We start from the raw sequence: 22,778 nt of genomic DNA, 5'->3' as shown, positions 1-22,778 counted from the left end.
TGGGTATAGACGACCTCAGATAACGATCAAACCGGCGGCAGATCGAACAGCAGGATTTCGCTATCGCTGTCGGCATGAACCGAAATCGCCTGCTCGTCCCAGATAGCCAGACCATCGCTGGTAGTGGCTTTGGTACCGTTGATGGTCACTTCGCCTTTGACGACCTGGATCCAGACGCGACGTTCCGCGGCAATCTGGTGAACCGATTGCTCATCTTTCAGCAGCGCCCAGCGATACAGCTCCATATCCTGATAGACCTTCAGCGAGCCATCCCGTGCATCCGGCGACAGCACCAGCTGTTTGCCCTGGGCGGCGTCGAAGCGGCGCTGCTCGTAGCGCGGGGTAATGCCGGTTTCTTCCGGAATAATCCAGATCTGGTACAAACGCAGACGATCGGTTTTGCTCGGGTTGTACTCAGAGTGACGCACCCCGGTACCCGCGCTCATGATCTGGAACTCGCCCGCCGGCACCTGCTCTTTGTTGCCCATGCTGTCCTGGTGCTCCACCGCCCCTTCCAGCACATAGGTCAGGATCTCCATATCTTTATGCGGGTGGGTACCGAAGCCCTGACCGGCGTCGATGACGTCGTCGTTAATCACCCGCAGGGCGGAGAAGCCCATAAAGTTCGGGTCGTAGTAGTTGGCGAAAGAGAAAGTATGCCAGGAATCCAGCCAGCCATGGTTAGCGTGGCCACGTTCGTTCGCTTTGCGTAAGTAGATCATGTTGCACCCCCATATGTTTTCGATGGAGTCAGTGTGGACCCATTTCGCCGACGATCATAGAGGGTGAAAATTGACTCCTCTGTTCAAAAAATATGAACAAGCGCAGAGGAGCCGCTTGGGCTTATTTCACCAGAGTAATGGTGGCCGGTGAGGGCTGGTCAAAGCCGCGCTGCAGGATCTCCATATTGGTAAGAACGTCAGATTCCTTGACGTAATTTGGCTGGCCGTTGACGAGGGTGTCGTACAGCGCGTCGTAGACCCGACCATAGTCGCCGCTCTCCAGCGGGACCGCTTCGCGCACCGTCTCCCCCGCCTCGTTGACATACACCAGCTCGCCGACGCTGTCGTCCGCGCCAAAGCCCGGCTCGCCCGGCATGATATTGGCTTTCAGGCTGGTCTCCTGCTGGTCGATACCATATTTCACAAACGAGCCTTTATGGCCGTGGACGATGAATTTCGGGTAGTCGATCTGCACCAGGTGGCTGGTCTTAACGATGGCCTTCAGATCGCCGTAGAACAGCTGGGCCTCAAAGGTATCATCCGGGTTAGCTTTGTTGCGCAGCGAGCGCAGATCGTAAGCGACATGGTCCGGGCGGCCGAACAGCGAAATAATCTGGTCCAGGGTATGCACGCCAAGGCCATAGAACTCGCCGTTTTGCGGGCCGCCGGGGTTGGTCTCTGCCAGCGGACGGTAGTTGTCAAAATGGCTTTCGATCTCCACCAGTTCGCCAAGTTTGCCGCTCTCAATCACCTTTTTAGTGGTCAGGAAGCAGGAGTCGAAGCGGCGGTTCTGGTAGGGCGTCACCGTCAGGCCTTTGCTGTTCGCCAACGCAAACAGGGTCTTGGCTTCCTCCAGCGTCGGGGTGAACGGCTTTTCCACCAGCACGTTTTTCCCCGCCTCCAGCGCCTTTTTCGCATAGTCAAAATGGCTGTCGGCATGGGTGCAGACCACCACCAGCCTGACCTGCGGGTCGTTTAATACTTCATCGAGATCGCTGGTGAAATGGATGTGGGAATACTGCGGCGCCTGCTCCTCGGGCTTCGCCCGACGGCGATAGATGTGCGCCACCTGCCAGCGGTCCTGGCGGTGTAACACGTAAGGAAGATGGTAGCGGGTGGTGCTTTTGCCGAAGCCAATAAATGCGCAGTGCAGAGTCATAACGCTGTCCTTAGTTAATGAGCTACCTTCAACCATAGCGCAAGCCGGGACATGACTTCATCCTCTCAGTCCGTTTTCCGTGAAGATTCGTCAAAAAAATAGGTCTCGTACCATCCATACGTAATTATTAATAACTCATTGATTAACAACAGATTAAATCGACATTTTTCGGTTAAATATCTTGATCTCAATGGCGAAACTGCGGATAAGTGGAGGGCAAACCAGGACGTTGCTGATGACTAACGGAGTAGCCAGCCGCTACGGATGGACAAACAGTATCTCGCCTTAAACGGCGCCCTTTTTTTCTGGCTTCTCGCGCTGATCGCCTGGTCTGTCGATGCGATCGTGCCGGCGCGCCTGGCGGCCGCCTGCGCACTGGTCGCCTTTCTCCTCCATAGCCAACGGAACAAAATTAACGCGATGTTTATTAAGAAAAATAAAACGGAACCTCAGACGTCAGAAGTGGCCACGCCTCCGGCAAACAACCCAGAACCCCAGGCGGTCGCCAGCAAAAAACAAGAGACCACGGTCATCGCCAGCGGGGTGCATTTCGTCGGCAATATTGTCGCCAGCGGCCATGTCTATATTCACGGCCAGCTTACCGGCAACATTGAGGCGAAAGAACATCTGATTAAGGTGATGCGTGAAGGTCAGGTCGAGGGCAACATCAGCTGCCGTGAGCTGATTATTGATGGCAAGGTTCAGGGCCAGTGCCGCTGCGACAGCATCACCATTGAGGAGCACGGCAATCTGGATGGCACCCTCGCCTATCGCTCGCTGGCGATTAAAAAGGGCAGCCAGTTCACCGGCAGCGCCGAGGTGCTGGCCGCGGCGGAAAGCAAAAGTCATCTCATCGGCCTGGTTGCGGAAGACGGCGTGATGTCCGCCAGGACGCAAAGCGCCTGAGGTAGCAGCAAAAAAAAAGCCAGCACCCGGCTGGCTAAAGTAATACTGGAAGCAATGTGAGCAATGTCGTGCTTTCAGGCTTTCCGCAAGGGTCTTCCTGAATGCAGGACAATAATAATCATTCTCATTCGCACTTGTCTATCTTTTTTTGCAAAAAACGGCATTGACTCCCCGGCTGCCGTCAGAGATGGTGAAGGGGAATCAACCACCAAAAAGAGGATAAGGGAATGAGTGACATAGTGATACGCCATGCCGAACCGCGCGATGCTGAACCTTTACGTATGCTGATGGCGCACCCGGAGGTCTATCATGACACGCTACAGATCCCTTACCCCGCCATGGAAGCCTGGCAGGAGAAGCTACAGCCTAAACCCCATACCTTCCATCTGGTGGCGACGCTGGACGATCGGGTTACCGGGCATCTGTCGCTCCATGTCGAACCGCGCCCTCGTCGCAGCCACGTGGCGACCTTTGGCATGGCGGTTGCCGCCGGCCATCAGGGGCGCGGTATCGGCAGCGCGCTGATGCGCGAGATGATCGACCTGTGCGATAACTGGCTGCGCGTTGACCGCATTGAGCTGACGGTGTTCGCCGATAACAAGCCGGCGATTGCGGTGTACAAAAAACACGGATTTGAGATCGAAGGCACCGGCAAGCGTTACGCGCTGCGCAACGGTGAATATGTGGATGCATATTATATGGCGAGAATGAAGTAGCATGTTGCCGGGTGGCGGCTTCGCCTTACCCGACCTGCGTTCGTGCAGTGGTTGGCCCGGTAAGCGCAGCAGCGCCACCGGGCAACATATCAATACCCCGCCGTTAAATCATCCGGCGAACGCGGGTCGGAGGCGCCATACAGCATCCCGTCCGGCCCCACCATAATGCTCTGAGTGCTGCCCATCGCCTCTTTCAGCGCCACTTTCTGCCCTTTCGCCTCCAGCAGCTTCAGGGTATCCGGGCTAAAGCCTTTCTCCACCCGCAGCTCATCCGGCAGCCATTGATGATGGAAGCGCGGGGCGTTGGTGGCTTCTGCGACGTTCATCCCGAAATCGATGGTATTGACCACCATCTGCAGCACAGTGGTGATGATCCGGCTGCCGCCCGGGCTGCCGGTCACCAGCCAGGTTTTGCCGTCTTTCACCACAATGGTCGGCGACATCGACGACAGCGGGCGTTTTTTCGGCTCCACCGCATTGGCGTCGCCGCCCACCAGGCCATAGACGTTAGGTACGCCGGGCTTCGCCGAGAAATCATCCATCTGGTTATTCAGCAGAATGCCGGAGTCCCCCGCCACAATGCCGGTGCCGAAGGTGGTATTCAACGTATAGGTCACCGCCACCGCATTGCCGTCTTTATCGACCACCGAGAAGTGGGTGGTCTGGTTGCTTTCATAGGGCGCCAGCTTGCCCGGGCGGATCTGGCTGGAAGGCTTCGCCTTATTGACGTCGATCTCGGCGGCAATCGCTTTGGCGTAGGCTTTGCTGGTCAGCGCCTGCCACGGCACTTTGACGAAGTCAGGGTCGCCGAGATATTCAGAGCGGTCGGCATAGGCATGTTTCTCCGCCTCCGCCATCACCTGCATAGCGTCGGCGCTGCCAAAGCCATATTTCTGCAGATCGAAATTTTCGAGGATATTGAGGATCTGCACGATGTGGATCCCGCCGGAGGAGGGCGGCGGCATAGAGTAGATCTCATACCCGCGATATTCGCCGCTAATCGGCGTGCGCTCCACGGCCTTATAGTTAGCGAGGTCGGCTTTGGTGATAAGCCCGCCGTGCTTTTTCATCTCGTCCGCGATCTGGTCGGCAATAGCGCCTTTATAGAAGGCATCCGGACCGTGCTCGGCAATCAGCTCGAGGCTTTTCCCCAGGTTCTTCTGTACCAGCCGGTCGCCCTTCTTCAGCGGCTCGCCGTTCTTCCAGAAGATCGCTTTACTGTTTTCGTGCTGCGGGATCACTTCGCTGCCGTAGGTCTTCAGATCGTCCGCCAGCGCATCGTTAACAATAAAGCCCTCTTCCGCCAGCTTGATTGCCGGGCGGATCACTTTGTTCAGCGGCATGGTGCCGTATTTTTCCAGGGCAAGAGAGAAGCCCGCCACGCTACCTGGCGTACCGGAGGCCAGATGCGAGGTGAGCGATTTTTTACTGTCCGGGTTACCCTGGTCGTCGAGGAACATGTCGCGGGTGGCCTGCTCTGGCGCCATTTCGCGGAAATCGATCGCCGTAGTCTTGCCGTCTTTCGTCCGCAGCATCATAAAACCGCCGCCGCCGATATTCCCCGCCTGCGGATGAGTGACCGCCAGCGCGTAGCCAACCGCCACCGCCGCATCGACGGCGTTGCCGCCCTGGCGCAGAATATCCACCCCGACGCGGGTGGCCAGCGCATCCACCGAGGCCACCATGCCCTGCCGGGCGCGCACCGGGTGGAATACATCCTCCTCTACGCCATAAGAGACCGGCGGCGGCGGTGGACTGGCGGCGACGGTAAAACTACCGCCCGCCAGCAACGCAGCGATGACCACCTGACGCCAGATTGTTGTTTTTATCATTGTCTTACTCCTGATAGGTAGGTTTCATTCCCCGCTTAAGCCTGGTTGATAACTCCTAAAAAATCATTGTTATGGCGGATTCGAGGTACACTTAAGTGATCCCACGCACGGGAGGAGAAAACCATGAAAGCGATGTTATTTCTGGCGGCGCTGATGCCGCTCGGCGTTTTAGCCCAGCCAATCAATATTGATAACAACCCCAACCAGCCGGGTTACGTGGTCCCCAGCCAGCAGCGCATGCAAAATGAGATGAGGGTGCAGCAACAGCAGCAACAGAGCATGCTGAAGCAGAATCTGAACAATCAGACTCGCTCCCAGCAGCAGCATTTGCAAAACCAGCTGCAGACCAATCAGCAGCGCGCGGCGCAGGGCGGGAATCTCAATCCGCCGCAGCAGGTGCTGCCGAACAATAACGGAGGGATGCTGCGGCAGACCAACCCGTAAAGGCCAGCCGCCGCGCAGCGGTTATTAAGGCTGGAAATGGGGCCCGATGACGTCAATAGCATCGGTGCAGATGCAGTCTACGCCCCAGCGCAGCAGCTCGGCGGCGCGCTGGGGTTTGTTAACGGTATACACCAGGATATGCAGGCCGGCCTGTTTCAGGCTTGCCACCCGCCCGGCGTCCAGCAGCTTGTGGTTAAGGTGAATGGAGACGCAGCCCAGCCGGGTGGTCAACTCCCGCCAGTCCTCACGCCACTCATCCAGCAACAGCCCGCGCGGTAGCTCGGGGGCGGCTTCCTGCGCCGCTTCCAGGGCATCGATTTCAAACGACGACAGCAGCGGCGCGGCCATTCCCGCCCACAGCTCCCGCGCCGCCAGGGCCACCACGTTGCCGGTCTGCGGCCCAAGGCCGGTGGTCGGTTTAATTTCGATATTCGCCATCATGCCGTGACGGCGGCAGCGCTCCGCCACCTGGGAGAGCAGTGGCAGCGGCTCGCCCTTAAATTCACGGCTGAACCAGCTACCGGCATCCACCTTCAGCAGATCGTGCCATGGCAGCTCCCCCGCCACGCCCCAGCCGTTGCTGGTGCGTTCGAGATTATCGTCATGCAGCAGAAAGATCTGCCCGTCCTTTGACAGCTTGGCGTCAAATTCAATCATCGTGTGCCCGTAGCGAGCGCCGACGTCGATAGCCGCCAGGGTGTTCTCCGGCGCCAGTTTACCGCCGCCGCGATGGGCGACGATACGGGGATAAGGCCAGTTACTCATGCGCGTTGTCCTGTTTCACCATCAAAGAGGTGCAGATGTTCCAAAGGCAGATGCAGCCATAGCGTGCTGCCTGCCGCCGGGCGCTGCTGGTGCGGCAGTCTGACCACCAGCTTCTGTTCGCCCCAGCGCCCGTGGGCAAGGTTATCGGCGCCTAAAATTTCCAGGGAGTCCATCAGCAGCGGAATGCCGCCTTGCGCCTGCGAGCTTAAGATAAAATGCTCCGGGCGGATACCGAGGGTCATTTTACGCCCGGCGTGGCGCCGGTGCTCATGATTCGTCGGCAGCTGGATGCCGCCCGGCAGCTCAAAGCGACCGCCGTCATCGCTGATGCGCCCTTCCAGCAGGTTCATGGCCGGGCTGCCGATAAAGCTCGCCACAAAGCGGCTGGCCGGCTTCTCATACACTTCCACCGGGGTGCCGATCTGCTCGGCAACGCCTTTATTCATCACCATCACCCGCTGGGCGAGGGTCATCGCCTCCACCTGGTCATGGGTAACGTACAGCGAGGTGGTTTTCAGGCGGCGATGCAGCTGCTGCAGCTCAAGACGCATCTGCACGCGCAGCTTGGCGTCGAGGTTTGACAACGGTTCGTCGAAGAGGAATACCGCCGGGTCACGCACGATGGCGCGGCCCATCGCCACGCGCTGGCGCTGGCCGCCGGAGAGCTCGCGCGGGCGGCGCTTGAGCAGGCCGTCGAGCTCAAGAATACGCGCCGCCTCCTGCACCCGCTCGGCGATCAATCCCTTACCCATGCCGCGGATCTTCAGCCCCCACGCCATGTTCTCTTCCACGCTCATATGCGGATAAAGGGCATAGTTCTGGAACACCATGGCGATGCCGCGATCCTTCGGCTCCATCTCGGTGACCCGCTTGCGGTCGATCCAGATATCGCCGCTGGTCACCCGCTCCAGTCCGGCGACCATCCGCAGCAGCGTTGATTTCCCGCAGCCCGACGGGCCGACCATGACGATAAATTCCCCGTCCGCCACGTCCAGCGTCAACGGTTGAATCACCTGGGTTTTGCCATCCCAGCTTTTGCTTACTGCCTGTAGTTTTAAACCAGCCATTTTATTTCTCACTATCGACCAGGCCACGCACAAATGCGCGCTGCATGGCTAAAACGATGACAACCGGCGGGATCAGGGTCAGCAGCATCGCCGCCATCACCTGATTCCACTGGGTAGTACCTTCGCCGGTGGCGATCATGCCTTTGATGCCGGCGACGGCGGTGCCAAGATTCACATCCTGAATAATCAGCAACGGCCACAGATACTGATTCCAGCCGTAGATAAAAGTGATGACGAACAGCGCCGCGAGGTTGGTTTTCGACAGCGGCAGCACGATGTCGCGAAAGAAGCGCATCGGCGAAGCGCCATCGATACGCGCTGCTTCAATTAGCTCGTCCGGCAGGGTCATAAAGAACTGGCGGAACAGGAAGGTGGCGGTGGCCGAGGCCATTAGCGGCAGCGTAAGCCCGGCGTAGCTGTCGAGCATGTTGAGATTGGCGATCACTTCCACCGTCGGGAAAATACGCACCTCGACCGGCAGCATTAGCGTGATAAAGATCATCCAGAAGAACAGGTTACGCAGCGGAAAGCGGAACCAGACGATGGCGAACGCCGACAGCATCGACACGACGATTTTGCCCACCGTAATGGCGAACGCCATGATGAAGCTGTTGAGCATCATCAGCCAGAACGGCGCGCTGTTGACGCCAACGCCGTTCACCCAGATGGTCTTCATGTTCTCCAGCAGATGTCCGCCGGGGATCAGCGTCATCGGCGTTTCGAACACCGATTGGTTATCCAGCGTCGCCGCCACGAAGGCGACGTACAGCGGGAATAAAATGACGGCGATGCCCAGAATCAGCATGGTGTGGCTGAAAATCGTCAGCCCGCGACGGTTCTCAATCATTGGTAACGCACCTTACTTTCAACGTAACGGAACTGCACCACCGTCAGGATAATGACGAGGAACATCAGCACCACCGACTGCGCGGCGGAAGCGGAAAGATCGAGCCCGGCGAAACCTTCGCGATAGATTTTGTAAATCAGGGTGGTGGTCGCCTGCACCGGGCCGCCGGCGGTGGCGGCATCGATCACCGGGAAGGTGTCGAAGAAGGCGTAAACCAGGTTGACCACCAGCAGGAAGAAACTCACCGGCGCAATCAGCGGCAGCGCCAGCCTGAAGAAGCGGCGGATTGGCCCGGCGCCGTCGATAGCGGCAGCCTCAACCAGCGAACGCGGGATCGACTGCAGCGCGGCGAAGAAAAACAGGAAGTTGTAGCTTATCTGCTTCCATACCGAGGCGAAGACCACCAGGAACATCGCCTGGCCGCTGTTCTGCGCGTGGTTCCAGTCGTAGCCCAGCTCGCCGAGGAAATGGGTGATCAGCCCGCGCCCGGGGTTAAAGAGGAAGATCCACAGCACCGCCGCCACCGCGGGGGCCACGGCATACGGCAGCAGCATCAGAGTCTGATAGAAGCGGCTGCCGCGCACCACGTAGTCGACCAGCGCAGCGAAAAAGAGCGAAATAAGCAGGCCGCTGACGGTCACCAGGGCGCTGAATTTGATAGTGGTCCAGAACGAATCCAGATAGTACGGGTCATGGAACAGCGCCACGAAGTTATCCAGGCCGACAAACTGGCTGGACAGGCCAAACGGATCGACGCTCTGTAGCGAATACCACAGCGCTTCGCCCGCGGGCCAGATAAAGAAAATCAGCGTGATAATCAGCTGCGGCGCGACCAGGACATAGGGCAGCCAGCGCGAGCGGAATACCGGACGGGATGATGACATTGAGATTGGGTTCCTGAACAATGCCGGGTGGCGGCTACGCCCTACCCGGCCTACATAAGGCACATCGTAGGCCCGGTAAGCGCAGCGCCACCGGGCAAGTTACAGATTACGATTTGGTCGCTTGTTCGAAGCGGCGCAGCAGCTGGTTCCCACGCTGAACGGCGGAATCCAGCGCCTGTTGCGGGGTTTTCTTGCCGGTCCACACGCTCTCCAGCTCTTCATCGACGATGGTGCGGATTTGCGGCATGTTGCCCAGACGCAGACCTTTGGTGAACGGCAACGGCGGCTTGTTCAGCATCTGGCGCGTGGCGATATCGGCGCCCGGGTTCTTATCATAGAAACCCTGCTGGCGGGTCAGATCGTAGGCCGCGGTGGTGATCGGCAGATAGCCGGTTTTCTGGTGCCATTCGGCGGCATTTTCCGGTTTGGTCAGGAAGTCGAGGAACTTCGCCACGCCGGTGTAGGTCTCTTTGTCTTTACCCTGCATCACCCACAGGCTGGCCCCGCCGATGATGGCGTTCTGCGGCGCGCCTTTCACGTCGGCATCGTAAGGCATCATGCCGACGCCGTAGTTAAATTTGGCGTACTGGCGGATATCGGCCAGCGAGCCGGACGAGGCAGTGGTAATGGCGCAGTCGCCGTTATAGAACTTTTCGGTGGACTCGTCTTTACGCCCGAAGTAGCTGAAATCGCCCTTCTTGTTCATCTCTTCGAGCAGCGCGATATGCTTCACCTGCTCCGGCTTGTTGAACTCAAGAACCGCGTCGGTGCCGTCAAAGCCATTGTTTTTCGTCGCCACCGGCAGACCGTGCCAGGCGCTGAAGTTCTCAATCTGGATCCAGCCCTGCCAGCCGCTGGCGTAGCCGCACTTCATTCCGGCGGCTTTCAGCTTCGCGGTGTAGGCCGCCAGATCCTGCCAGGTCTTCGGCGGCTGCTCCGGATCTAAGCCGGCTTTTTTGAAGGCGTCTTTGTTGTAGTACAGCACCGGCGTGGAGCTGTTAAACGGCTGGGAGAGCAGATGGCCGGTTTTCGAATCGGTGTAATACCCGGCGACCGTCGGCACAAACTGCGATTCATCAAACGTGATGCCCGCCTCGCTGAACACCTGGTAGACCGGCTTAATGGCTTTTGACGCCATCATGGTGGCGGTACCCACTTCATACACCTGCAGGATCGCCGGCGCGTTGCCGGTACGGAAGGCGGCGATACCGGCGCTCAGGCTCTGTTCATAGTTGCCCTTGTATACCGGAACGATTTTGTAATCAGGATTGGCCGCGTTAAAGCGTTGCGCCAGAGAATCCACTTCTTTACCCAGTTCGCCTTCCATTGAGTGCCAGAACGGGATGGTGGTAACCGCCAGGGCCTGACCGGCAAAAGCCAGGCTCAGCGCCAGTCCTAAAGCTGTATGTCGTAACGATATCATCGGTTATCTCTCTTGTTGTGCCGGATGCGCGATTTCACGCGTTTTATGCTCGCGGGGTAACATGACATGTTCGAATTACAGAAAAATAACTTTTTTATTACAAAAAAAAGATAGTAACGGGTCAGAGAGATGACAAGCCGATGAAAGGACGGGGGAAGTAAAGTGGGAGCTGAGACACGGATAATAGTTGTGCGATCGGCTCCCGGGGTCGGCGCAAGCGCCTCGCCCGGGCTACAAACCGGCGAAGTGAATGACGCCGGGTTGCGATGAATTAACCGCCGAGATAGGCGCTGCGCACCGCCTCGTTGGCCAGCAGCGCGTCGCCGGTATCCTCCAGCACCACGTGGCCGTTCTCCAGCACGTAGCCGCGATCGGCCAGCTTCAGCGCCTGGTTGGCGTTCTGCTCAACCAGGAAGATAGTCATCCCCTGCTCGCGCAGCTGCTCGATGGTATCGAAGATCTGCTGAATGATGATCGGCGCCAGCCCCAGCGACGGTTCATCCAGCAGCAGCAGACGCGGCTGGCTCATCAGGGCGCGGCCGATGGCCAGCATCTGCTGTTCGCCGCCGGACATGGTGCCGGCGCGCTGGATACGGCGCTCGTGCAGACGCGGAAACAGCTCATACACCCATTTGATGCGGGTCTGGAACTGATCGCGGTCGGCAAAAAAACCGCCCATCGCCAGGTTCTCTTCCACCGTCATTCGCGAAAAGACGCGCCGCCCTTCCGGGACGATCGCCACCGCCTCGCGCATGATCTTCGCCGTCTGCCAGTCGGTAATATCCTTACCGTCAAAGACAATACGCCCGCTGGAGGCGCGCGGATCGCCGCACAGCGTGCCGAGCAGGGTGGTTTTCCCCGCGCCGTTGGCGCCGATAAGCGTGACGATCTCGCCCTGTTTGATATGCAGGCTGACGTTGTGCAGCGCCTGAATCTTGCCGTAGTGGGCGCTGACGTTGTCAAAAGTTAACATCGCGTTTTCCATCTTATGCCTCACCAAGGTATGCGCGGATCACGTCCGGGTTATTACGAATCTCTTCCGGCGTCCCGTTGGCCAGCGGTGTCCCCTGGTTCACGACGTAGATGCGATCGGAAATGCCCATCACCAGCTTCATATCGTGTTCGATAAGCAGGATGGTGGTGTTGTGATGGTTACGCAGCTCGGCGATAAGCTCGTCCAGCTCTTTGGTCTCTTTCGGGTTCAGCCCCGCCGCCGGTTCATCGAGCATCAGAATTTCCGGCTGGGTCACCATGCAGCGGGCAATCTCCAGCCGGCGCTGGTCGCCATAGGCCAGGTTGCTGGCCTGCCGGTTAGCGTGCTCCAGCAGGCCGATACGCTCAAGCCAGGTGGCCGCGCGGTCCAGCGCTTCGCTCTGCGCCCGACGGAAGGCCGGCGTTTTCAGCAGGCCGGAGAAGAGCCCGGTTTTCAGCTGCTGATGTTGCGCCACCAGCAGGTTTTCAATCACCGTCATTTCGCGGAACAGGCGCACGTGCTGGAAGGTCCGCACCACGCCCATCCGGGCAATCTGCTGGCCCGGCAGCCCTTCCAGATGCTGGTCGCGCAGCAGAATGGTGCCGCCGGTGGGCTTGTAAAAACCGGTCAGGCAGTTAAAGACGGTGGTCTTCCCGGCGCCGTTGGGGCCGATCAGCGAGACGATCTCGCGCTCTTTGAGCTCCAGCGACACATTGTTGACGGCCAGCAGACCGCCGAAACGCATCATCAGGCCGCTGACGGATAATAATGGCTGACTCATGCCTGCTCTCCTTTCGCCTGACCGTTTTTCAGCTTCAACTGCACGCGCGTCATTGGCAGAAGCCCCTGCGGACGCCAGATCATCATCAGCACCATCAGGCCGCCGAGCATTAACATGCTGTATTCGTTAAAATCACGCATCAGCTCACGCGACACCACCAGCAGAATAGCCGCCAGGATCACCGCAAACTGCGAGCCCATCCCGCCCAGCACGACGATCGCCAGTACAAAGGCGGACTCGGCGAAGGTAAAGGATTCCGGGCTGACGAAGCCCTGGCGCGCGGCGAACAGCGTCCCGGCGAAGCCGGCAAACGCGGCGCTGATGGTAAAGGCGGTCAGCTTGATGCGCGTCGGGCTCAGGCCCAGCGAACGACAGGCGATCTCATCTTCACGCAGCGCTTCCCACGCCCGCCCCAGCGGCATCCGCAGCAGGCGGTTGATAACGAACAGGCTCAGCACCACCAGCAGCAGCGCCACCAGATAGAGGAAAATGACCCGGTCGGAGGGATCGTATTTGACGCCGAAGAAGTTGCTGAAGGTATCCCAGCCGCCTTCGCGGGCGCTGCGGCTGAATTCGAGGCCAAAGAAGGTCGGTTTCGGGATCTGGCTGATGCCGTTTGGCCCGCCGGTGATTTCGGTATTGTTGAGCAGCAGAATACGCACGATCTCGCCGAAGCCTAAGGTCACGATCGCCAGGTAGTCGCCGCGCAGACGCAGCACCGGGAAGCCAAGCAGGAAGCCAGCCGCCGCGGAGACCAGGCCGGCCAGCGGCAGACAGGTCCAGAAGCCGAGACCGTAATAGTGGTTCAGCAGCGCGAAGGTATACGCGCCGATGGCGTAGAACCCGCCGTAGCCCAGGACCAGCAGGCCGGAAAGGCCGACCACCACGTTCAGCCCAAGGCCGAGAATGATATAGATCATCGTCAGGGTGGCGATATCCACCGTACCGCGCGACACCATAAACGGCCAGGCCACGGCAATCACCAGCAGGGCTATCAGGAACAACTTCTGCTTCACCGTCGAGCCGTCAATCGCCGGCATAATAAACTTCGGCCCGGAGACGTTCTTAACCGCTTTCTGGAACAGCGGCCGCAGCAGCTGGAAGAAAAAGACCACCGCGGTGCCGATGAAGATCCACTGCCAGCGAATATCGGCGGCGGTATCCACCACCAGTTTGGTGCCGTTCAGCTCCAGCTGCACGCCCATAAAGACGCCCGCCAGAATGAAGAACATCGCAGCAGAGAGCAGCGCCATTGCAATTTGCATCGGTTTCATACTTTTTCCACCTCCGGGCGGCCCAGAATGCCGGTCGGCATCACTAACAGCACCAGAATCAGCAGCGCAAAGGAAACCACATCCTTATATTCGGTGCTGAGATAGGCAGAAGAGAGCGCCTCGGCAATACCCAGGATCAGGCCGCCGATCATCGCGCCGGGGATACTGCCGATACCGCCGAGCACGGCGGCGGTGAAGGCCTTCATCCCGGCCATAAAGCCGATGTAGGGGTTAATCACGCCGTAGAACTGACCCAGCAGCACGCCCGCCACCGCCGCCATCGCTGCGCCGATGACAAAGGTCAGGGCAATGACGCGATCGGTGTTAATGCCGAGCAGGCTCGCCATTTTCAGGTCTTCGGCACAGGCGCGGCAGGCGCGCCCCATCCGCGAGTAGCGAATGAACAGCGTCAGGGCCAGCATGGCGATAAAGGTCACCACCCAGATCACCAGCTGCATGGTGGTGATCGTCGCGGAGAAGCTGTCGCTGTGGCCGACGACCCACTGGCCGTTAAACAGGCTCGGCAGCGCCACGTCGCGGGACCCCTGGGTCAGGCTGACGTAGTTCTGCAGGAAGATAGACATCCCGATAGCGGAGATCAGCGCAATCAGACGCTTGGAATTACGCACCGGCCGATAGGCCACGCGCTCAATGCTCCAGCCGTAGGCGCTGGCAATCACAATGGCGCCCACGAAGCCGGCGGCGACCAGCAGCCAGCTGGTGTCGATACCCATCATCATCAGCGCGGCGATGATCATGAAGGAGACATAGCTGCCAATCATGTAGACCTCGCCATGGGCGAAGTTGATCATGCCGATAATGCCGTACACCATCGTATAGCCGATGGCGATCAGCGCGTAGGTACTGCCCAGCGTAACGCCGTTAAACATCTGCTGCAGAAAATAGAGAAACTGCTCGGACATAAGGTAACCTTTTTCAAACCGCCCGCGGCTCGCGGGCGGAGGGATAACTCATCTTCAGCGCTTATTTCGCCGCGCTCGAAGAGCCGTCGGCGTGCCACTGGAAGACACCAAACTCAAATCCCTTCAGATCGCCTTTTTCATCCCAGGTCAGCGGCCCAATCACGGTTTTCGCCCCGTGCGCTTTCAAATCTTTGATTAAATCCAGCGGCTGCTGGCTGCCGGTTCTGTCCATCGCCTGCGCCAGCGACTGAACCGCGGCGTAAGTGATCCAGACATACGGCCCGCTCGGATCTTTCTTCTCCGCTTTCAGCGCGTTGACGATGGCGCTGTTGGCAGGGTCCTGATCGTAGCGTTTTGGCATCGTCACCAGCATCCCTTCCGCCGCGGCGCCCGCGATATTGGACAGCGAGGCGTTGCCGACCCCTTCCGGCCCCATAAACACGGTTTTCAGCCCCACGGAGCGCGCCTGGCGCAGCATCTGGCCCATTTCCGGGTAGTAACCGCCGTAGTAGACGAAGTCGATGTTCTCTTTCTTCAGGCGCGCCAGCAGCGCGGAGAAATCTTTCTCGCCCGCGGTGATGCCGTCAAAGAAGACGATGTTGGCCCCGGCTTTTTTCAGGTTGTCCTGCACCGAACGCGCCAGCCCTTCGCCGTACTGCTGCTTGTCATGAATGATGGCGATACGCTGCGGTTTGACGTTCTCGACGATATATTTCGCCGCGGTCGGCCCCTGCGAGGAGTCGAGGCCGGCGGTACGCATGATGTACTGATAGCCGCGCTGGGTCAGCTCCGGGTTGGTCGCTCCCGGGGAGATCATCAGGATGCCTTCATCCTCATAGATATCGGAAGCCGGCTGGGTGGAAGAGGAGCACAGGTGGCCGATAACGTACTGAATACCGTCGTTGACGATTTTGTTGGCCACCGCGACCGCTTGCTTCGGATCGCAGGCGTCGTCATATTCGACGGCCACCAGCTTGTCGCCCTTAATACCGCCGCTGGCGTTGATGTCTTTAATCGCCTGACGCGCGCCGTTGAACTCCATGTCGCCCCACTGGGCCACCGGACCCGACATCGCGCCGACCACGGCGACCTTAATATCCTTGGCCATCGCCGCGTGCGACATCGCTAATGCGACAATGCCCGCGACGATGGTTTTCGCGTTCCTTCTCATGCTGCAGAACCCCGTTCGTGATGTGGTGTAAATGTTTTGTATTTTTATGGTTAAAAAGCATTCTGTGCTTTTATTAAACAACGCCATTTTTACCATTGAGTTTAATGGTTTAGCGCAGCTTTTCACTAAAAAACAGATTAAAATCTCTATTTTTCAGTCGATTAAGCAAAGATAATATTCTGTATTTTGCTGAAGATAAACAAAAAAAAGTCCATGCGGCAGCATAAAATAACGATACATAAGGCGGAATAAAACGCTGCACATTAGGTTAAAATCCTGCTTATTTTTCGATCCATGACGGATTGCGCTACCCCAACAACGCCAGGAAAACGAATCCCCTGATGTCTGCGCAAAAAACAGCGCTCCGCCAGACAGCAATTTTGGGTACACTGGCGCCTCTGTTTTGCACTGGACTTGCCGCCCATGAAACTGACTATTATCCGTTTACAGCACTTCAGCGATCAGGATCGCATTGATCTGGGGAAAATCTGGCCGTCGCAGGATCTGTCGACGCTGACCCTGGATGAAAACCATCGTCTCTATGCCGCTCGCTTTAACGAGCGCCTGTTGGGCGCTGTGCGCGTTACCCTGCGCGGCGTCGAAGGTGAGCTCAGCGATCTGTGCGTGCGTGAAGTGACCCGCCGCCGCGGCGTCGGGCAATATTTAGTGGAAGAGACATTGCGTGATAACCCGGCGATCAATAGCTGGCGCGTCGCCGACCGCGGGGTGGAAGACCGCGGCGTGATGGCGGCCTTTATGCAGGCGCTCGGCTTTAGCGCCCAGCAGACCGGTTGGGAAAAGCATTAAGCCGTAGCCCCAATAAGCGGAGCATGGCCAAGGAAGAACCCGGCGGCGCTTCGCTTAGCCGGGCTACCTGGCTTACATCAGTAAGTGACCGGGGTTGAGGGGCGCAGACAACGCATTTGCAGCGTGAAAGGCGCCCCACCCATTTAACCCAGCATTTCGCATTGCAAAAAGGCGTCAAGACCCGACATCCCCGGGAGCTTACATCAGTAAGTGACCGGGGTTGAGGGGGGCAGACAACGCATTAGCAGCGTGAAAGGCGCCCCACCCATTTAACCCAGCATTTCGCGTTGCAAAAAGGCGTCAAGACCCGACATCCCCGGGAGCTTACATCAGTAAGTGACCGGGGTTGAGGGGCGCAGACAACGCATTTGCAGCGTGAAAGGCGCCGGTTAAATTATTTGGCGTCAGTCGCCGTACCGTTAGCATGCCAGGTAAAGACACCGAACTCGAAGCCTTTCAGGTCGCCTTTCTGATCCCACGACAGCGGGCCCATCACGGTGTCTACCGTCGCCCCTTTCAGGTATTTAGCGATTTCCGCCGGATCGTCAGACTGATTCAGGCCCGCCTGCAGCGACTGCAGCGCCGCGTAGGTGGTCCAGACGAAGGCGCCGCTCGGATCCTGTTTCTTCGCCTTGATCGCATCCACGATCGGTTTGTTCGCCGGCACCTGGTCGTAGTTCTTCGGCTTGGTCACCAGCAGGCCTTCCGCCGACTCGCCGGCGATGTTAGACAGGGAGACGTTCGCTACGCCTTCCGGGCCCATAAACTGGGTTTTCAGACCGGCAGCGCGGGCCTGACGCAGGATCTGGCCCATTTCCGGGTGGTAACCGCCGTAGTAGACGAAGTCGATATTCTCTTTCTTCAGGCGCGCCACCAGAGTGGAGAAATCTTTCTCACCGGCGGTGATCCCGTCGAAGAAGACCACGTTCGCCCCGCCTTTTTTCAGGCCATCCTGCACCGCACGGGCCAAACCTTCGCCGTACTGCTGTTTGTCATGCACGACTGCGATACGCTGCGGCTTCACTTTGTCGAGAATGTATTTCGCCGCGGTTGGTCCCTGGTCGGAGTCCAGACCGGTGGTGCGCAGGATCAGCTTATAGCCGCGCGCGGTCAGTTCCGGCGCGGTCGCTGCGGGGGTGATCATCAGAATGCCTTCGTCTTCATAGATGTCAGACGCCGGCTGAGTGGAAGAGGAGCACAGGTGGCCGATAACGTATTTGATCCCGTCGTTGACCACTTTGTTGGCGACCGCTACCGCCTGTTTCGGGTCGCAAGCGTCATCATATTTTACGATCTGCAGCTTATTGCCCTTAATGCCGCCCTTCGCGTTGATATCCGCTACCGCCTGCTCGGCGCCAGTAAACTCCTGATCGCCGTACTGGGCCACCGGGCCGGACATCGCCCCGACTACCGCGATTTTGATATCTTCCGCCAGCGCCGCGCTGCTCATAACTAAGGCAATACATCCTGCCAGTAACGCTTTACCCTTCATATTCATCCTGAGGCTCCCCATTATTATGGTTTTTGCATTTGTTGTGATGTTGTTTGTTAGCGCATTATTTTGTTTATATCGATAGGAAAAGCATATGATAGCTAACCAACCGGGGGCTGCTCGCGCTTTTGCAGCACACTATGCTAAACATACCGTCATTCTGAGGAATTTGAAACGACTAAATTGCGGGCTATGTAACAGATAAGTGACAAATAAAAAAACCGCGCCAGCATGAACCGGACGCGGTGCAAAACAGGCCCTGATTACCAGCCAGCGGGCAGGTAGCCTACCGCGGACGCTACCGCGTAGACGGCGCTGCAAAGATACAACAACACAATGAAGCATTGGATAAGCGGATGGGTCATCCAGGCCGGACAGGTCCAGCCCGGCGTCAGGTCGCCACGCTGGCGGGCGCCCTTGAGCATCAGGATCGGCATAATCGATAAAATAACGCCGCTGAACACCCCGGCAAAATAGAGCGCGTTGACGAAAGAGACCATACCGCTGTAGGCCAGCACGAACGGCGGGATCGCCACCACCAGCAGCACCATCAAGCGGCGGGCGGGCTGTTCATCATTCCCCAGGCGGAACTGATCGAAGATATTGGGCAGGAAGCTGCCGCCCAGTCCCCAGTAGGAGGTCAACATCGCGCACAGCGCAAACAGGTTGGCGGAGAAGAAGGCCCATTCGCCAAGCGCCCTGCCCCAGGAGATGGTGGCCACATCCGAAATATTGTCCAGGCCATTAAGCGAGATCACCGACAGCGGCACCAGCGCCAGCAGGGTAAAGGTCAGCGCCATACCGACCATAATGGCTTTAGGCAATTTTTCCGGTTTGTCGGCGAAGCCTCGCGCCATTTCCGGGACGATATACTGTGCCGAGAAGCAGAACGCCACGACGTTGAAGACCGGAACCATATACAGCCAGTTGCCGTCGAGCAGATAGCCCACGCGGGTGGTCTCTTTCAGCAGCGTGGCAATCACCAGCACCGAGATCATCACCACCATACCGATGCTGATAAATTTCTCGCCGCGGCCGATCGCCTTCAGCCCCAGATACAGCACCCCTGCCGCCGGGACGAAAAACAGCACGCTGCCCAGCGCCGGCGAAATGCCAAACAGGGAGTAGAGCAGCTTGCCGCTGCCGGTCATATAAGCCGTCAATGCGCCGACGCTGTTGACGCAGACGGAGAGGAACATCATCAGCGCGCCAAAGCCGCCGACGTAGCGCTTTGATAATCCGCTGAGCTGCAGATGTTTACGCGTGCGGAGCGTAGATTCCGCGACATAGAGCATGGTCACCGTGGTCAGGCTGCCCACCAGCACCAGCCAGAACAGCAGCGGTAAGAAGCCTGCTTTGCTTGACGCATAGGCGATGGAGAGGACACCCGCGCCGATATTGGTACCGACAATCATCGATACCCCTTCGACGAAGCTCAGAGATTTTGCAGGGACAGCCGTACGTTCCCGGCCGGTGAGGGCGGGAGAAAAGGTGGAGTTTTCAGACATAATACTTTCCGTTTTACTCCGGCGGTTTTCTCCGCCGGAAAAAAGGTGATATCAGGGTGATAAACCACTCACGCTGAGCATGAACAGCCGGCTGCGGCTTCCTGTTTCTGTTCGGCTTCCCTGCCGCCGCAGCCCACCGGGAGACGTTAGCTCTTCAGTACGCGCGCCAGAATATCCAGCGCTTTCGAGAACTGGGCGTCCGGAATCGTCAACGGATAGAGGAAGCGGATCACGTTGCCGTAGACGCCGCAGCTCAGCAGCAGCAGGCCGTTCTCCTGCGCTTTCTGTTGCACCTGGCGGGTGAACTCCGGCGACGGCTCGCCAGTTTGCGGATCGTTAAACTCCACCGCCACCATCGACCCCCGACCGCGGACATCGACAATCGCCGGACAGGTGGCGCGCGCCTGGTTGAGCACTTCCTGCAGATGGCTACCCAGCTGTTCAGCGCGCTGGCACAGCTGCTCTTCAGCAATCACATCCAGCACCGCGTGCGCCGCGGCTACCGCCAGCGGGTTACCGGCATAGGTTCCGCCCAGGCCGCCTGGCGCTGGGGCATCCATCACCTCGGCGCGACCAACGACGCCCGACAGCGGGAAACCGCCGGCGAGGCTTTTCGCCATCGTCATCAGATCCGGTTTCACATCATAGTGCTGCATGGCGAACAGCTTGCCGGTACGGGCGAAACCGGTCTGCACTTCATCGGCGATCAGCAGAATGCCGTGGGTATCGCACAGATCGCGCAACGCCTGCATGAAATCGGCTGGCGCGACGTTAAAGCCGCCTTCTCCCTGGATCGGCTCGAGGATGATGGCCGCGACCTGATCCGGCGCAATATCCGCTTTGAAAATGCGCTCCAGGCTTTTCAGCGCATCCGCGGTGGAGACGCCGTGCGCCGCATTCGGGTAGACACCGTGATACACCGAGCCCGGGAAGGGGCCGAAGCCGATTTTGTAGGGCGCGACCTTACCGGTGAGCGCCATGGTCATAAAGGTACGGCCGTGGAAGCCGCCGCCGAAAGTAATCAGCCCCGGACGGCCGGTGTAAGCGCGGGCAATTTTCACCGCGTTCTCGACCGCTTCCGCGCCGGTGGTGAAGAAGGCCGTTTTTGCCGGCCCGTCAATCGGCGCCAGATCGTTAATACGTTCCGCCAGCGTGACATAGCTTTCGTACGGCACAATCTGATAGGCGGTGTGGGTGAACGCCTGCAGCTGGTCAGCGACCGCGGCAACCACCTTCGGATGACGGTGACCGGTATTTAACACGGCGATACCGGCGGCGAAATCGATCACCTCATTGCCTTCGATATCCCACAGCGTGGCGTTCTCCGCCTTCTCGACAAAGTAGTTACACATTACGCCTACGCCGCGCGGCGTCGCCTGCTGGCGACGTTGATTCAGTTCTGAGCTTTTCACCTGCGAATCTCCTGTCGTGTATGTCACGTTATCGCAACAAATTAGAAACGATGTCGTTTATTTACACAGGAGTTGGCCCTATAATCGAGTACCAATTTTGAATATCTGAGGGATCCAATTGCGTTCGCTGGTGGGTGACCTGGTGCTGGTCCGTCTGCAGGAAGAGCGCGACCCTCTTCTGCACAAACGCTTATACAACGCGCTTCGCCGCGCGATCCTTGACGGTTCGCTGGCGCCGCAAAGCCGCCTGCCGCCGTCGCGGGACCTGGCGGGAGAACTCGGCGTATCAAGAAACACCATATTAACAACTTATGAACAATTACTGGCGGAAGGATATGTGGTTTCCCGTCGGGGAAGCGGAACATTCGTTGCCCAAACCGCGCCTGAAAGTTCATTGACCGCTAATGGGAGGCGGGAAAACAGCAGTATCGCGACATCGACGGCGCATCTTTCACGCCGCGGCCAGCATCTGCTCAGCCAGGTCAGCGCCAGTCCACGCCAGTGGGGAGCGTTTATTCCCGGCGTACCGGACGTTAACGCCTTTCCCCATCCGCTGTTCAGCAAGATCCAGGCCCGCATCAGCCGTCGGCCAAAGCCGGAGCGGCTCAGCTACAGCTGCAACGGCGGTACCCCGGAGCTACAGCAGGCGCTGGTGGATTATCTGCGGGTATCGCGCGGCGTCCACTGTCAGGCAGATCAAATTCTTATCACCGAGGGGATCCACCAGGCGATTGACCTGGTCACTCGCATGCTGTGCGACAACGGCGATCTGGCGTGGGTGGAGGAGCCTTCCTACTGGGGCATTCGCCATGTGCTGGCGATGAACGACGTCCGGGCGGCCCCCATCACCGTCGATGCCAATGGGCTGTGCCCGCCGGAAACGGTTGACGATGCGCCGCGGCTCATCTTCGTCACCCCCTCTCACCAGTATCCGTTGGGCGCGGTGATGAGCCTTGAACGCCGTCAGCGGCTGCTGGCGCTCGCCCGCCAGCAGGGCAGCTGGATCGTCGAAGATGATTATGACAGCGAGTTTCGCTTTTCCGGGCAGCCCATCCCCGCCCTGCAGGGGCTGGTGGCCGATGCGCCGGTGGTCTATATCGGCACCTTCAGCAAGACGCTCTATCCCGGCCTGCGCCTGGGCTATGTGGTGATCCCCCGCCCGCTGGTCAGCGATCTGAAGCACGCCCACGCCGAGCTTTATCGCGGCGGCCATTCGCTGATCCAGATGGCGCTGGCGGAGTTTATTACCGCTGGTCACTACTCGGCGCATATCCGCCGCATGCGGCTGCTCTACAGCCGCCGTCGCGCCTTTTTAACCGAGCTGATTCAGCGGCACTGTATGCCCGACGCCCTGTCGGACTTCAGCGATAATGCCGGACTGCATTTGATCCTCAATTTACCGGAGGAGGCGGACGATGTGGCGATCGCCCGCGAGGCCAATGCGCGCCACATTCTGGTGCGGCCGCTCTCGCGCTACTACCTGACGGCGGCGCGTAAGAAAGGATTATTGATGGGATTTGCCAGCCAGCCCGAGGAGCAGATGGCGCCGGCGTTCAGCGTGCTGATAGGGTGCCTGCGGACGCACTGTCCAGAGGTGCTGCTGCCCATGGATGGCGCAGAAAAACAAAACGCCCCAACCTGAGGCGGGGCGTTATCGGGGTGCCTGGCGTCA

21 protein-coding genes are annotated in these 22,778 nt (G+C 58.7%); 5 read left to right on the top strand and 16 right to left on the bottom strand.

Annotation, left to right across the window (positions count from 1 at the left end):
• Positions 1–26: 26 nt before the first annotated feature.
• Complete coding sequence (locus tag ACOI7Z_RS14110; protein WP_002920779.1) at positions 27–722, bottom strand: pirin family protein; 696 nt, start codon at positions 720–722, stop codon at positions 27–29.
• A 121-nt stretch (positions 723–843) separates the two neighbouring features.
• Positions 844–1,881: an oxidoreductase gene (locus ACOI7Z_RS14105; protein WP_065883153.1), complete on the bottom strand. Its 1,038-nt coding sequence runs from the start codon at positions 1,879–1,881 to the stop codon at positions 844–846.
• A gap of 264 nt (positions 1,882–2,145) precedes the next feature.
• Between ACOI7Z_RS14105 and ACOI7Z_RS14100 the strand changes: the two genes are divergently transcribed.
• Together ACOI7Z_RS14100 and yhhY are read left to right on the top strand one after the other, a co-directional pair.
• A complete protein-coding gene (locus ACOI7Z_RS14100) occupies positions 2,146–2,787 on the top strand; it encodes a bactofilin family protein (RefSeq protein WP_137916302.1) in 642 nt (213 codons plus the stop codon).
• 239 nt (positions 2,788–3,026) lie between these two features.
• The gene (gene yhhY, locus ACOI7Z_RS14095) at positions 3,027–3,503 is read left to right on the top strand and encodes an N-acetyltransferase (protein ID WP_072096665.1); all 477 of its coding nucleotides are present in this window, start codon (positions 3,027–3,029) and stop codon (positions 3,501–3,503) included.
• A gap of 89 nt (positions 3,504–3,592) precedes the next feature.
• Here yhhY and ggt read toward each other — a convergent pair whose 3' ends face one another.
• On the bottom strand, positions 3,593–5,335 hold the full coding sequence (gene ggt, locus ACOI7Z_RS14090) for a gamma-glutamyltransferase (RefSeq protein ID WP_087848950.1): 1,743 nt from the start codon (positions 5,333–5,335) through the stop codon (positions 3,593–3,595).
• Between the two features lie 123 nt (positions 5,336–5,458).
• On the opposite strand from ggt, the gene ACOI7Z_RS14085 reads away from it, so the two are divergent.
• Positions 5,459–5,779 (top strand): DUF2756 family protein, encoded by a 321-nt coding sequence (locus ACOI7Z_RS14085; protein WP_087848949.1) that lies wholly within the window; start codon positions 5,459–5,461, stop codon positions 5,777–5,779.
• A gap of 24 nt (positions 5,780–5,803) precedes the next feature.
• On the opposite strand, the gene ugpQ is transcribed toward ACOI7Z_RS14085, so the two are convergent.
• The 10 genes from ugpQ to livK all read right to left on the bottom strand — a co-directional run bounded on the left by ugpQ (position 5,804) and on the right by livK (position 15,887).
• Positions 5,804–6,544 (bottom strand): glycerophosphodiester phosphodiesterase, encoded by a 741-nt coding sequence (gene ugpQ / locus ACOI7Z_RS14080; RefSeq protein ID WP_087848948.1) that lies wholly within the window; start codon positions 6,542–6,544, stop codon positions 5,804–5,806.
• A complete protein-coding gene (locus ACOI7Z_RS14075) occupies positions 6,541–7,611 on the bottom strand; it encodes a sn-glycerol-3-phosphate import ATP-binding protein UgpC (RefSeq protein ID WP_087848947.1) in 1,071 nt (356 codons plus the stop codon). The genes ugpQ and ACOI7Z_RS14075 overlap by 4 nt, the downstream gene beginning before the upstream one ends.
• A 1-nt stretch (position 7,612) precedes the next feature.
• A complete protein-coding gene (gene ugpE, locus ACOI7Z_RS14070; protein WP_008806976.1) occupies positions 7,613–8,458 on the bottom strand; it encodes a sn-glycerol-3-phosphate ABC transporter permease UgpE in 846 nt (281 codons plus the stop codon).
• On the bottom strand, positions 8,455–9,342 hold the full coding sequence (gene ugpA, locus ACOI7Z_RS14065) for a sn-glycerol-3-phosphate ABC transporter permease UgpA (RefSeq protein WP_032454247.1): 888 nt from the start codon (positions 9,340–9,342) through the stop codon (positions 8,455–8,457). The genes ugpE and ugpA overlap by 4 nt, the downstream gene beginning before the upstream one ends.
• Positions 9,343–9,448: 106 nt before the next feature.
• Positions 9,449–10,765 (bottom strand): sn-glycerol-3-phosphate ABC transporter substrate-binding protein UgpB, encoded by a 1,317-nt coding sequence (ugpB, locus tag ACOI7Z_RS14060; protein ID WP_032454248.1) that lies wholly within the window; start codon positions 10,763–10,765, stop codon positions 9,449–9,451.
• 271 nt (positions 10,766–11,036) lie between these two features.
• Positions 11,037–11,750: a high-affinity branched-chain amino acid ABC transporter ATP-binding protein LivF gene (gene livF / locus ACOI7Z_RS14055; protein WP_004145133.1), complete on the bottom strand. Its 714-nt coding sequence runs from the start codon at positions 11,748–11,750 to the stop codon at positions 11,037–11,039.
• Between the two features lies 1 nt (position 11,751).
• Entirely contained in the window at positions 11,752–12,519 is a 768-nt protein-coding gene (livG, locus tag ACOI7Z_RS14050; RefSeq protein WP_023291227.1) for a high-affinity branched-chain amino acid ABC transporter ATP-binding protein LivG, read from the bottom strand.
• Positions 12,516–13,793, bottom strand: a complete 1,278-nt coding sequence (gene livM / locus ACOI7Z_RS14045) for a branched chain amino acid ABC transporter permease LivM (protein WP_004202111.1) — start codon at positions 13,791–13,793, stop codon at positions 12,516–12,518. The genes livG and livM overlap by 4 nt, the downstream gene beginning before the upstream one ends.
• Positions 13,790–14,716 carry a high-affinity branched-chain amino acid ABC transporter permease LivH gene (gene livH / locus ACOI7Z_RS14040; protein WP_002920807.1) on the bottom strand — a complete coding sequence of 309 codons (927 nt, stop codon included), beginning with the start codon at positions 14,714–14,716 and terminating at the stop codon, positions 13,790–13,792. Before livH ends, livM begins: the two co-directional genes overlap by 4 nt.
• A gap of 61 nt (positions 14,717–14,777) precedes the next feature.
• A complete protein-coding gene (livK, locus tag ACOI7Z_RS14035; RefSeq protein WP_087848945.1) occupies positions 14,778–15,887 on the bottom strand; it encodes a high-affinity branched-chain amino acid ABC transporter substrate-binding protein LivK in 1,110 nt (369 codons plus the stop codon).
• 423 nt (positions 15,888–16,310) lie between these two features.
• Between livK and panM the strand changes: the two genes are divergently transcribed.
• A complete protein-coding gene (gene panM, locus ACOI7Z_RS14030; protein ID WP_023291228.1) occupies positions 16,311–16,694 on the top strand; it encodes an aspartate 1-decarboxylase autocleavage activator PanM in 384 nt (127 codons plus the stop codon).
• Positions 16,695–17,088: 394 nt separating this feature from the next.
• Here the strand turns inward: panM and livJ are convergent, their stop codons facing one another.
• The 3 genes from livJ to ACOI7Z_RS14015 form a co-directional block, all read right to left on the bottom strand.
• Positions 17,089–18,192, bottom strand: a complete 1,104-nt coding sequence (gene livJ / locus ACOI7Z_RS14025; RefSeq protein WP_002920812.1) for a branched chain amino acid ABC transporter substrate-binding protein LivJ — start codon at positions 18,190–18,192, stop codon at positions 17,089–17,091.
• A 257-nt stretch (positions 18,193–18,449) separates the two neighbouring features.
• Positions 18,450–19,694: an aromatic amino acid transport family protein gene (locus ACOI7Z_RS14020; protein ID WP_087848944.1), complete on the bottom strand. Its 1,245-nt coding sequence runs from the start codon at positions 19,692–19,694 to the stop codon at positions 18,450–18,452.
• A gap of 146 nt (positions 19,695–19,840) precedes the next feature.
• Positions 19,841–21,106, bottom strand: a complete 1,266-nt coding sequence (locus ACOI7Z_RS14015) for a 4-aminobutyrate--2-oxoglutarate transaminase (RefSeq protein WP_023291230.1) — start codon at positions 21,104–21,106, stop codon at positions 19,841–19,843.
• A gap of 118 nt (positions 21,107–21,224) precedes the next feature.
• Here ACOI7Z_RS14015 and ACOI7Z_RS14010 point away from each other — a divergent pair, with 118 nt between their 5' ends.
• Positions 21,225–22,748, top strand: coding sequence for a PLP-dependent aminotransferase family protein (locus ACOI7Z_RS14010; protein WP_087849089.1), 1,524 nt, complete (start codon positions 21,225–21,227; stop codon positions 22,746–22,748).
• The last annotated feature ends 30 nt before the right edge of the window (positions 22,749–22,778 follow it).

It is taken from the genome of Klebsiella sp. C283, assembly GCF_048822555.1.
Lineage (GTDB): Bacteria > Pseudomonadota > Gammaproteobacteria > Enterobacterales > Enterobacteriaceae > Klebsiella > Klebsiella quasipneumoniae.
The sequence above is the reverse complement of the archived record's forward strand: the minus strand, read 5'-3'. Positions and strand labels throughout refer to the sequence as shown.